The sequence below is a fragment of the Noviherbaspirillum aerium genome, assembly GCF_008929045.1.
In the GTDB taxonomy this organism is placed as follows: domain Bacteria; phylum Pseudomonadota; class Gammaproteobacteria; order Burkholderiales; family Burkholderiaceae_D; genus Noviherbaspirillum; species Noviherbaspirillum aerium.
Map to the genome: position 1 here is coordinate 383,634 of NZ_VFAH01000001.1, position 11,977 is coordinate 395,610.

Consider the following 11,977-nt stretch of genomic DNA (forward strand, 5'->3'; position numbering starts at 1 on the left):
CCGGCGCATCCGTGCCAAAGCGCATTGTTAGTGGCTCTCAAGCCAACCACCAACCGGAATCGCGGATGCCGCATTGTGTCTTCGACACCATCGAGTCGGGTACGGCCTGACGCACGCCGTTGCCCGGGTATTCGCCGATGCGGCGCGGTGCCGCTGACAAATCTTCCGGGATCGCCAGTCTGGTCAGGACGAAAGCGCTCCAAGCCTGGTAAAAGTTCGGGCTGCAATGCCACAACGGCAATGCAGCCCGAACAAGATTCCGCCATCCGCTTTGTATGGGCGGGATTGCCGCTGATGTATCAGGTTTTCTTCGCCAAGCCCATGCCTTCGATCATTTCCTTTTCTTCCTTGAAAGTGGTCTGGGCGAACTTGGTATAGGCGGCGCTATCCATGTAGATGATCGGCTGGTCGAATTTCTCCAGTACGGCAATCACTGTCGGGTCTTCCAGGGTTTTCTTCAGCGCATCCTGGATCCGCTTGACCAGCGCCGGGTCCATGCCTTTCGGTCCGCCGATGCCGAACGGGGAATCCGAGACGGTCTGGTAGCCCAGTTCAAGCAGGGTTGGCACGTTCGGCCAGCGCTTGGTGCGCTTGCTGCCGTAGGTTACGAGCAGGCGCGCCCGGCCGGCTTCGACTGCGGAGGCCCAGCCGGTTGCATCGCTGTGCGCCATGACATGGCCGCCGAGCAGGGCCTGCATGCCGTCGGCATTGCCCTTGAACGGCACGTGCATCAGCTTGATGCCGGCGCGCTTGGCGAACTGCTCGACCACCAGGTGCGGCGTGGTGCCGGTGCCGGTGGAGCCGTAGCTGAGCATTTCGGGATTGGCTTTGGCGTACTCCACCACGTCCTTGATGCTCTTGAACGGGGAGTCGGAGCGCACCACCATGCCGAAGGTATAGCCGGTCAGGCAGGCGATGTAGGTCAGGTCCTTCATCGGATCGAAGGACACTTTCTGCATGTGCGGCAGGCGGAAGATGCCCAGCGGCAGCTGCGACAGCGTATAGCCGTCGGGCTGGGCATTGGACAGTTCGACCGCGCCCAGGATGCCGCCGGCGCCCGGCTTGTTTTCAATGATGACGGTGCCGCCCAGGGCCTTGCCGAGGCTGTCGCCGATTGCGCGCATCACCACATCGGTGGAGCCGCCGGCCGGCCAGGGGCAAAGCAGGCGGATCGGACGGGACGGGTATTTGTCCTGGGCGATGGCGGGAAAGGCAATCGTGGCGCCTGCGGCAACAGATGCCTTCAGAAAATGTCTGCGGTTCAACTTGGTGTGGGTCATGATTTGTCTCCTGGTTTCCTTGTTATGGGCAGATGCACATTGCTCAGGATAGCAAAATGGTCCGCACCCGGACAGGATGCGGACCATGCCTCATGCTCTTTGCAACAGACGGATCAGCGAGCCGACGATACCGGTGCCGCCGGGATGGCCTGGCCGCCCGGACCTGCTGCGAAGCTCAGCGGAGAGACAGCGGCCTGCTGGCCGACGCCCGGCTTGCTCCAGTCGCAGACGCCGGTCGGGAAGACAGCCTGCAGGCGCTGCAGCTGCGCGGCGCTCACTGTCTGCGGCGCATAGTCGGCCACGGTGAGCGGCTTGAGCTGGCACTTCAGGATGTCTTCCGACAACGGTCCCCCGGCGATCTGGCGCGGCGAGCTGGCCGGACGCAGGAAGGGATCGGCATCGCAGGCTGCCCGGTTGGTGACCTTGGTCGACTGCGTGGCATCGCTGCTGAGGTAGCAGAAATCCACCGCTTCGGCCGGCTTGGAGCGCGCGATTTTCTGCTCGATCGGCAGCGTGCTGGTATCGGCCTTCAGGTTGGTCAGCCACTTGTCCATGGTCAGGAACGAGTCCAGCGTGATGGCCGGGAACGGCGCAAAGCCGGTCCGTCCGAAACGCCACATCACATGGTTGTCATGGTTGCCGTTGGCCTTGTCGAGGCGGTCGCGCAACTCGAAGCTGCGCCATACATGGTGGATGCCTGTCAGTCCGGCGGCCGAACCGGCGGCGCCGGTAGGCAGCGGAACAATCAGGGAATCATCCCAGCCGCGCATGTCGATGATCGCCGTCTTGGCCAGTTGCTTGCCGCTGGCGACGATGCCGCTGCGGTAGGCAACTTCCAGTCCTTCCGGATCGGCCGCGGTACGGGTTGCCGTACGTACCGAATCGCGGCTGATACCGCCGATCTGCTCGTTGAGCGTGACGAACTCTTCCGCGGTGATCGCGCCGCTGACGAAGGCGCGCAGGCCGTACTGCACGCCGACGTTGTCGCGGGTGTCGCGCGGGAAGTTGGTGCCGGGCACCTTGCCGAAGATCGATACCGCGCTGTCGAGCGCGCCGCAGCGCGGACCGCTCGGATTGGTCACCGGATCGTAGACCACGCTGGCCGGCAGGCCGCAGTTGTTCGCCGACGTCGTCGACTGGGTGATGATGCCGGTGTCGTTGTTGGCGGGCGCGACGGTGCGGGCGAAGAAGTTGCCAGGCTTGCCGTTGTTGCCGAACAGGTTGTTCCAGGCATGGCAGGCGGTCTGGTCGACATGGCCGTTGATCGCCGCCTTCTTCGCATTGATCTGCGCCTGGGTGTAGCCCGAGCCGGTCATCAGGTTCAGCCAGGCCGGCTGCTGATAGGTCTCGACCAGCATCACGCAGTCCTGGACTTCCATGGTCGTGGTTTCCGAGTCCGGATAGGTGCAGCTCGGCTGGATGCCGTCAAGCAGGCCCGGCATGATGGACGACCCGGTGTACTGATTGATCGAGCCGCCCGAGCAGCCCGTGCCCATGGTGAACTTGATGGGGCCGTAGTTCTCGGTGATGCGCTCCTTCATCATCATCAGGGTTTCGGTCATCAGCACCCGGTTCGAGTTGTACTGCGAGTCGGTCAGGCTGTTCTGCACCACCATGAAGCCGCGGGAAAGCGATTTGTCGTCGGCCCAGGAGCCTTGCGGACGGAACTGCTTGCGCGGCTGGCCGGTGCTGGAGCCGAACTGGTACAGCACCTTGCCGTTCCAGGTGGACTGCGGCGCCGCTGCGCTCCAGGGTTGAGCCGGATCGGCCAGCACCGCGATGTCATAGATGCCGCGGTTCAGGGTGCCGCGTTCGCGGCGCACGATGTACGGCACGGTCACGCCGGTATCGGTCGTGGTGGTCGCCAGGTCGGCGGGCCGGGCCGCGGCGGGGTCGTAGCGCTTGAAGCAGGCGTTCGCCGGCGCGGTCGCCGGCGTGGACGGATCAGGCAGCACGTTGGCGCAGCCGGCCGTCGTGGTCTTGTAGAAATAGGCGACTTCGGTCCGGATGTTGCACTGGGCGTCGGTGGCAGTGGTCGACAGGCCGCTGGCGTTGCTGGACGGCGTGGTGCCGGCTTCGGGCTGGGCGGTCGGCGTCGCGCACACCCAGGGCTGGATCTGGGGACCCGAGATGATCGGTCCGCCGGCCGGATAGTTGGTCACCTTCAGCGTGGCCGGCGCAATGCCGCTGCCCTGGGCGGTGATGGTGTTGTCGCCGTTGGCCAGACCGGTGACCAGGCCGGTGTAGCGGCCATTGCGCAGGGCGAAGGCGCTGCTGACGTCGCGTCCGCCGACATCGACCTTGATGTCGGAGGCATTGACGCCGGTGGGAACGTTGATTTCCACCAGGGCGTCGCCGCCGCTGACGAAGTCGGCCCGGGTGGACAAGACCTTGATTTCAGGCGCCGGCGCGGTGCTGTTGCCGCCGCCGCATGCCGCCAGAATCATGCTGAGTGCAGTCACGGGAACGGCCCGCGACCACGGCTTGATGTCAACCATCTGTTGTCTCCTGTCTGTTGTTGTGTGCGTCAACGACGCGCCGCGTCCCTGCTCCTGTGCTCCGGTATTCCGTGCGGACGACGAAAAAAAATAATAGGAAGGCTTGGAATGGCGGACAAGTCGGAAAGCGAAGGTGCGGATGTCAGAATGTTCTGACAGGACGCGCGGCGCCGGCATGATGCACTGCGATCTTCGGCCAAGATCCGGCTACACGCGCCAAGTCAATGACGCGGAAGCGGCAGGCCGCAGCCCTGCACGACAGTCAATTGCGAAAGATCAAATGGGGAATGCGGTGATCGACGCCTTCAGTCGATCAGCTTGTTGCGCACCGCATACTGGATCAGTTCGGCATTGGTGCTGACGCCGCGCTTTTCGAGGATGCGGCTGCGGTAGGTGCTGACCGTCTTGATGCTGATGGACAGCTTGGCGGCGATCATGGTGAGGGATTCGCCGCGCACCAGCATGTCGAAGATCTGGGATTCGCGGATCGACAGTTTCTTTTGTTCGCCCGGATTGTCGTCGGGGCCGTGCAGCGACGAGATCAGCATTTCGGTGACCGCCGGCGTCATGTATTTCTGTCCCTTGGCCACCATGCGCACAGCGCCGATCAGGTCGGCCGCTTCCATGTCCTTGGCCACGTAGCCGTGGGCGCCGGCGCGCAATGCGCGCAACGCGTACTGCTGCTGCGAATACATGCTGAGCATGATGACCTTCAGTTCCGGAAGCTCGGACTGTATCGCTTCGAGCAGGTCGAAGCCGCTGCGCGCCGGCAGGTTGATATCCAGCAGAACGATGTCCAGGTCGGCGTGGCCGCGCAGCCGCGCCAGGCCATCAGCCCAGTCCCCCGCCTCATCGACCACGGAGAAATCCGGTTCGTCGTGCAGCATCTTCTTGAGGCCGGAACGAAACATGGGATGGTCGTCAATGATCATCAGCTTAATCATCCGGCGTCTCCTGATGGCTGCCCTGGCTGGCCGGCACCGACGGATGCGCCGGGTCTGCCGGAGCCGCCCCATCCAGCGGCACCGCAAGCGCGATGCTCGTGCCCAGCCCTTCGGTGGATTGAATCGTCAGCGCGCCGCCGAGTTCGCGGGCACGCTCCTTCATCGACAGCAGGCCGAAGCAATGCGCCGCCGATTCCGGAGCGGCGGCCATGTCGGGCGGCATGCCGCGCCCGTTGTCTTCGATGTGCAGGTGCAGCATGCCCTGCTCCGCCGCCAGCCTCACTTCCACCTCTGTCGCCTGCGCATGGCGGGCGACATTCGTCAGCGCTTCCTGGAAGATGCGGTAGACCATGGTCGCGCGCGAATTCTCCAGCGGCAGGGCGAGCTCCTTCGGGCACATGAGGGCTTGGATGCCGGAACGGGTTTCAAAACGTTCCAGGTAGGATGCCATCGCCGTCGCCAGGCCGAGATACTCGAGCGCCTGCGGATGCAGCGATTCGGAAATCTCGCGCACGCTGTTGATGGCTTCCTGCAGCAGGCCGTTCAGGTCGTCGGCGATGTCGCGGATTTCGCCGGGCGCGGTGCGGCGCAGGATGCGGCCGACATTGAGCTTCATGGAAGTCAGCAGGCCGCCCAGCACATCATGCACCTCGCGCGCATAGGCGGAGCGCTGGCGTTCGCGCACCGCGATCAGATAGGCGGCCAGCTCCCTGTACTGCTGCTGCGAGCGCTCCAGCTGCCGGTTGCGTTCCAGCTGCTCGGTCACTTCGATGCCCACGCCGACCACCGCCGGCCTGCCGCGGAATTCAAGCGCCATGCCGTGCACGTCGATGAAGACGATGCTGCCGTCGCGATGCAAGCCGCGCACCACGAAGCGCATGCTCGGCTCGACTCCGGAGACGCGCCGATGATAGCGGGCGCTGACTTCCTCCACATCCTCCGGCGGCACGAACCGGCTGACCGGCTGGCCGATCAGCTGTTGCGGCGTATGCCCGGTCATTGCAGCCCAGGTGGCGTTGGCATATTGAAAGACCTCATCCTGGATGATGTAGACGCCGGCCAGCGCCTGCTCCACCAGTCCGCGGAAGGGAATGCTGCTGATATCGAAGTCGTTTGCCGGTTCGCTCATGGAGGATATGGATGATGGCGCTGCGCGTCAGTCGAGCTTGGCGCCGGAGCGCTTGACCACGTTCTGGTAGCGCTTGTTCTCCCGCCGCACCAGTTCGGCGAACTGCGCCGGCGTGGTCGGCGCCGGCTCGGCGGCGATCTTCAGCATCCGTTCACGCACCGCCGGCGAGCGCAGCGCGGCGGTGAAGTCCCGGTTGAGGCGGTCGATCACCGCGGCCGGCGTGCCGGCCGGCGCGAAGATGCCGAACCATGTGGTGATCTCAAAATCCCGGAAACCGGCCACGCCGCTTTCCGCGATCGTCGGCAGGTCGGGATAGGCTGCCGCCCGCTTCAGCGTCGTCACTCCGATGGCCTTGATGCGGCCCTCGCGAATGCGCGGCGCGGCCGAGCCGAGATTGTCGAACATCAGTTGCACGTCGCCGCTCAGCAGGGCCGTCTGCGCGGGCGCCGCGCCGCGATAAGGGATATGCACCATGAAGACGCCGGCCAGCTGCTTGAACAGTTCGGCTGCCAGATGCCCGCCGCTGCCGTTGCCGCCGGAGGCGAAATTGATCTTGCCGGGATTGCGCTTGAGATAGCCGATCAGGTCGGACACGTTGGCAATGCTGTTCTGGCTGGCGAATTCGGCATTGAGCACCAGCACGTTGGGCAGGTCGGCCAGGAGCGTCACGGGCGCGAAATCCTTGAGCGGATCGAAGGGCATGCGCGGATACAGCCAGGGGTTGATGGCATGCGTCGACAAGGCGCCGATGCCCAGGGTATGGCCGTCTGGCGCCGCCTTGGCCACGACATCCATGCCGATATTGCCGCCCGCGCCGGAGCGGTTTTCGATCAGGACATTGCCGAGGGAAGGACGCACCGCCTCGCCGACAATGCGCGCCACCGCGTCGAGCGGCCCGCCCGGCGGGAAGGGAACCACCAGGGTGATGGGCTTGCCGCCCGGGTTGAATTCGGGGGCTTGCGCCAGTGCGGACGGGACATGCGTCCCTGCTGCCAGCGCGGCCAGCGTCGATAGGCCAGCCAGCGCCAGCTTGCGGCGGCGTGCGAGGAAAGTCGGCTTGCGGTTCATGAAGCGTTTGCGATCAGGTCGTGTGGTGATGGGAGCCGACAGTATAGCGAGTGCATCGCGGCGCGACAGCGTAACGTCGGGGCAAGCACGGCCTTAATGCAGATTGCCGGCGGCGCCTTCGCCGGTTCCGGGAAACCGGTTCATCCGCGACCAGCTGCCGCTCTGCATCAATTCCTCGAATTCCAGCGCCGGCACCGGCGGGCTGAAGATGAAGCCTTGCGCGCTGGTGCAGTCGCGCGCCTTCAGGTAAGCCAGCTGCTCGGCCGTCTCCACGCCGCCGGCGACCACGGAAATGCCGAGGTTGTGCGCCAGGCTGATGATGGCCGAGGTGATCGCCGAATCCTCGCGCCGGTGCGGCAGATGCCGCACGAAGGCCTTGTCGATCTTGAGCGAGTCGATCTCGAAGTCGACGAAATCACTCAGCGCCGTCGCCCCGGTGCCGAAATTGTCGATGGTCAGGCGGATTCCCAGAGAACGCAGATGCGACAGCTGTTCCTTGATCTCCGGATGCTGCGCCAGCATCGATTCCGGCACTTCGAGTTCCAGGCTGGACGGCGCGATGCCGGCATCGGACAGGATGAAGGGAATCATCGCCACGAATTTCGGATCGCTGAACTGGCGCGCCGAGCAATTGACCGACAGCCGCAGCTCGGTGAGGCCGTTCGCCTGCCAGCGGCGCACCTGGTGGCTGGCTTCGCGCAACGCCCATTCGCCGATCTCGACGATCAGGCCGCTCTGCTCGGCGATTTCCAGGAAGTCGTTCGGCAAGACGGTTTCCAGCTCGGTCGCATTCCAGCGCAGCAGCGCTTCCACGGTCGAGATTTTCCAGCTGCTCAGATCGATCAGCGGCTGGTAATACAGTTCGAACTGGTGGTTCTTCAACGCCGCGCGCAGCGCGGCTTCGCGGTCGCGCTTCCAGGTCTGCTCGGAAAACAGGTCGGAGGTGTAGAACTGGAAATTATGGCGGCCGCTGTTCTTGGCGCGGTACAGGGCGAGGTCGGCGCGCTTGAGCAGCTCCACCGAATTCTTGCCGTCTTTCGGATAGACGCATAGTCCGACACTGGTGCCGCTCAGCACTTCCTGCCCTTCCAGTTCATAGGGGCGCCCCAGTTCCAGGATCAGCTTGCGGGCGAGCGTCTCGGAGGCATGCGGCTGCGAAACGTCGGTCTGGATGATGATGAATTCGTCGCCGCCGAGGCGCGCGACGAAATCGGTCTCGCGCAGCGAGGAGCGGATGCGCAGCGCCACTTCCTTGAGCAGCAGGTCGCCGGTGTGGTGTCCGAAGGTGTCGTTGACATGCTTGAAACGGTCCAGATCGAGCAGCAGCAGCGCCATCGGCACATCGTTGCGCTGCGACAATGCGATCGACTGGTGCAGCTGGTTGCTGAAATAGACGCGGTTGGGCAGGCCGGTCAGCACATCATGGTTGGCCAGGAAATGCGTCTGTTCCTCGGCCAGGCGGTGCGAGGTATGGTCGCGCATGATCTTGACGAAGCCGCGCAGGCCGCCATGGGTTTCCAGCAGCGGCGTGACGGCGCCGGTGGACCAGAAGCGCGTGCCGTCCTTGCGCAGGTGCCAGCGGTCGTCGTCGGAACGGCCGCGGCTCTTGGCTTCCTCCAGCTCCTTCCATGGCTCGCCGGCACTGCGGTCCTCGCTGGTGAACAGGCGCTCCACATGCTGCCCGATGGCTTCCCCCTCGCTGTAGCCGAAGATGTGTTCGGCGCCGCTGTTCCAGCTGACGATCAGGCCGCCGGTGTCGAGCATCATGATCGCATGGTCGGTGGACGCCTCGACCAGCATCCGGAAATCCCGTTGCGACTGCTTCAGCGCCCGCTCTGTCTCCACCTGCTGGGTGATGTCGGCGTTGGTTTCGAGATAGCGGTAAGGCTGGCCGTCGTGGAATTCGAGCGCCCACTGGCTGAAGATGATCAGTTCCCGGCCATCCTTGGTGGTATGGACGATTTCGCCTTCCCAGTAGCGCTCGCGGTGCACGGTGTCGCGGATCTGTTCCAGGGGTACAGGGAAGCGGGCGCGCAGCAGAACATGGCTGGCCTGGCCGAGCGCTTCCTCGCGGCTGTACCCGTACAGCTTTTCGGCGCTCCGGTTCCAGTAAGTGATGACATCATCGGTGCTGCGCGCGAGGATGGCATCGCGGGCCAGGTCGAGCAGGCTGGCCTGTTCCTGCAGTTTCTGCGCCTGCCGGGCGGATTCCTCATCGCGGCGGCGCAGTTCCGAGATGTCATGGAATACCACCACGCCGCCCACCGGTGCGCCATCGCTATCGAGCAGCGGGCGGGCATTGGCGCTGACCCAGATGCCCTCATTGTTTTTTCCACCCGGCACGAAAGCGGTCAGGCCGTCGATATGTTCGCCCCGCAGCGCACGCCACATCGGCCGTTCCTCGGGAAGATACGGGGTTGCGCGGTCGGGCCGGCACAGGTTGATTGCCGCGAAATAGTCTTGCCCGATGACCGCGGCCGGATCCAGGCCAAACAAGCCTTGCGCCGCGGGGTTGATCAGGATGAGACGCTCGGTCAGATCAGCCACCACAACGGCGCCGGCCATGCTGTGCAGAATGGAATGGGTGATATTGGCCTGGCGGTGGATCTCCTTTTCGAGTTCCTCGTGCCGGGTCATGTCCCGGAGCGAGGCGAGAAATACCGTACGGTCCGCCGAGGCGATGGCTGTCACGGTCAGCTCGACCGTGATCTCGCTGCCGTCCTTGCGCCTGGCCGGCATTTCCATCCGCTTGTTGAACACATTCGCCTGGCCGGTTTGCAGATAGCGGCACATGCCGGCGCGGTGCGCCTCGCCATACCGCTCCGGCACGATGGTATCCGTCAGGCTTTTGCCAAGCACTTCGGCCCTGGTCCAGCCGAAGGCTTCCTCGGCCTTGCTGCTCCAGTCGAGGATGCGGCTGTCCGCATCGACCGCAATGAATGCATCAAGCGCATTGTCGATGACGAGTCGATAGAGCTGCTCGGCTTGAATCGGCTCCTGGAACAATAGTTTCATTAAGGGTTTTCAGCGACGCAGTACATACGTCGTTGAGACAGTGCGACCGACCCCGGGTTTCTTGTAATGCGGCGAAAGGTGAGATAACGCAACGGCTTTGGGAGGAGCACCGGCGGATTGACCGCCGTTTGTGCTCATTTGCCCTCGTTTGCGCTTCCTCCGCTGCCCATGCGGTGAACCGAAGCGCAGTGCGTGCCCCGCCCTGCCGAATCAGGCCGGCTGGGCTGCCTTGTTGGCGCAGGCCTCGCGCAAGTGGAAAGGCAGCCATGCCCAAAGAACCCAGTTGGCGAACTCCGGGCCGCTCATCAATGCGATATTGCCGTCGTCGCCCAGACAGTGCTGGATGTCTTCGCTGCCCGCATGCTGGCAACCGATTTCGCTGAGGATATAAAGATCGCGCAGCGCAGCCAGATTTTCATGAAGAAACAGCACCAGCACGACAGCAGCGGTATCCGGATCATGCCGGGCGCTGAAGAAGCCCTGCGCCCAGACCCGCATGTATTCCTCGAAGCTGAGCACGCCGTTGATCCCGAAGCGTGCCTCAAGATAAGCGGTGGCGGCCGGACTGTAGGTGATGCGCGGGCCGAAACTGCTGTCGTCCTGCCAGAACTCGCTCTTGCCGATACGGTGAATGAGTGCGTCGGGATGGCGGACAGAGGAGATGCCGCCGAGCTCGGCATTGCCGAAGATGGCTTCAAGCTCGGCCATGCGATGCCGTACAGTCAGCTGATGATTGGAATGAAAATCCGGAAAAGGGAACATGCTGGCCTCGTGGTATTCAATATGCCGGAATGGCAGATCGGCAAAGCGAGGCCGAGAAACGATGGTCGGACGCGGGAAAAGGCGCCCTGGAAGTCGCCGGCGGGAAAACCGGAGTGCCGCCGTGCAAAGGAGCGGGATAAGGCTCTTCTTGCTTCAGTGATGGGAAAGACGACTGGCAGTACGGGCAACAATACCGCAATACCTTGCCTTTTGGCAACGGTTTCTTCTGGCTGTTCGGAACCTTGCCGTACGGCTTGATTCGGCACTTCAGCGTTCCGTGCCTGCCCGAACACGGCACGGAAGCACCTTCCCTGCATCAGGAGCTCGCTGCGGATTTCGAACAGACTCCGATGCCGATGCGGCGCATTGCACCAAGCTTACTTGTTGCGGCCTTGCTCCAGAAAGCTCGGGCGGAAGGCATTCAAGGTCTCTTCGGCCTTGAGCAGTTCGTTCGCCACTTCATTGATCTTGCGCCGATGGGAGCGCGCATGGTCGCGCAGCACTTCAAACGCGGTATCGCGGTCGGTCTGGTAGCGTGCCATCAGGAGTCCGACCGCCATGCTGGTTTCCCGGCCCGCCGCCAGCGCAGCGGTAAGATTGATTTCGCTGCGCCGCAGGCGCCGGATGTCGTCGGCACGCGCCAGCGCCGCCTCCACCGCGGGCACGATCTGCGCGGCTTCGACCGGCTTGACCAGATAGCCGACCGCGCCATAGGTCGTGGCTTCCTTGACAATATCCATCTGGCCATGCGCCGACAGGATCATGGAGGGAACGGCGCCTTCCTCCTGCAGCCGCTGGGCCAGTTCAATGCCGGACATGCCGGGCATCGTGACATCGAGCAGCGCCAGGTCCGGCGGATTCTCCAGCGCCAGAGGCAGCGCCTCTTCCCCCGAGTTCGCCTGAACCACGTCATAGCCGGCATGCTTCAGTACCGAGGAGACGAAGGACAGGATCAGCGGGTCATCATCGACAACAAGCAGGCGTCGGCTGGGGGCGGTTTTGGTATTCATTGCGGGCGCTCCGGATAGGCAAGTCCAGTCGTATTTTAACCAGTTCCCGCGCTTGTCCGTCCAATTGCCGCTCAACTTGCCGTTCGACTTGCCAGAATGCTGTCCGTGTTATTTCGACAATCGTATGTCGGCCAACCGGGGTGTTAGTCATCGACATGACATAAATACGACAGGCGTCTACACTTCCCCGATTCGATATAGAATACCCCCAAGGTCGTATAAACAATTATCAAGGAATGCGTCGATTTACCGCTTTCAAACCCTTGTTTGC

At 63.4% G+C, this 11,977-nt stretch carries 8 protein-coding genes; all 8 read right to left on the minus strand.

The genetic code is table 11. The features are described 5' to 3' along the window. Positions 1-299: 299 nt before the first annotated feature. A complete protein-coding gene (locus tag FH061_RS01810) occupies positions 300-1,280 on the minus strand; it encodes a tripartite tricarboxylate transporter substrate-binding protein (protein ID WP_151632365.1) in 981 nt (326 codons plus the stop codon). A gap of 113 nt (positions 1,281-1,393) precedes the next feature. Beyond that, positions 1,394-3,778, minus strand: coding sequence for a DUF6351 family protein (locus FH061_RS01815; protein WP_151632367.1), 2,385 nt, complete (start codon positions 3,776-3,778; stop codon positions 1,394-1,396). A gap of 305 nt (positions 3,779-4,083) precedes the next feature. Beyond that, entirely contained in the window at positions 4,084-4,722 is a 639-nt protein-coding gene (locus FH061_RS01820) for a response regulator (protein WP_151632369.1), read from the minus strand. Further along, positions 4,715-5,851: a PAS domain-containing sensor histidine kinase gene (locus FH061_RS01825; RefSeq protein WP_151632371.1), complete on the minus strand. Its 1,137-nt coding sequence runs from the start codon at positions 5,849-5,851 to the stop codon at positions 4,715-4,717. The genes FH061_RS01820 and FH061_RS01825 overlap by 8 nt, the downstream gene beginning before the upstream one ends. Before the next feature lie 27 nt (positions 5,852-5,878). After that, positions 5,879-6,919: a Bug family tripartite tricarboxylate transporter substrate binding protein gene (locus FH061_RS01830; protein ID WP_151632373.1), complete on the minus strand. Its 1,041-nt coding sequence runs from the start codon at positions 6,917-6,919 to the stop codon at positions 5,879-5,881. 93 nt (positions 6,920-7,012) lie between these two features. Continuing rightward, positions 7,013-9,934, minus strand: coding sequence for a sensor domain-containing protein (locus tag FH061_RS01835; RefSeq protein WP_151632375.1), 2,922 nt, complete (start codon positions 9,932-9,934; stop codon positions 7,013-7,015). Positions 9,935-10,144: 210 nt separating this feature from the next. After that, a complete protein-coding gene (locus FH061_RS01840) occupies positions 10,145-10,696 on the minus strand; it encodes a hypothetical protein (RefSeq protein WP_151632377.1) in 552 nt (183 codons plus the stop codon). A gap of 377 nt (positions 10,697-11,073) precedes the next feature. Next, complete coding sequence (locus FH061_RS01845; protein ID WP_151632379.1) at positions 11,074-11,706, minus strand: ANTAR domain-containing response regulator; 633 nt, start codon at positions 11,704-11,706, stop codon at positions 11,074-11,076. Between the last annotated feature and the right edge of the window lie 271 nt (positions 11,707-11,977).